The organism is Pseudomonas sp. SIMBA_068 (assembly GCF_046534705.1).
GTDB classification, from domain to species: Bacteria; Pseudomonadota; Gammaproteobacteria; order Pseudomonadales; family Pseudomonadaceae; genus Aquipseudomonas; species Aquipseudomonas putida.
Map to the genome: position 1 here is coordinate 1 of NZ_JAWRYI010001762.1, position 232 is coordinate 232.

Here is a 232-nt window from a genome sequence, read left to right on the forward strand (position 1 = left end):
GCATCAGCAGCCCGCGCCAGACCCGGAGTTACAGCTACAGCACCACCGGCAGGCTGACCAGCGTTCACACCACCGCAGCGAATCTGGATATCCGCATCCCGTATGCCACAGACCCGGCAGGTAACCGCCTGCCCGACCCGGAGCTGCACCCGGACAGCACCCTCAGCATGTGGCCGGATAACCGTATCGCCCGTGACGCGCACTATCTTTACCGGTATGACCGTTACGGCAG

General features: G+C 63.8%; 1 protein-coding gene. It reads left to right on the top strand.

What is annotated here, in order from left to right; all coding sequences use genetic code 11:
- On the top strand, positions 1 to 232 hold a 232-nt coding region (locus SB756_RS35800), incomplete at both ends, for a hypothetical protein (RefSeq protein ID WP_410913989.1).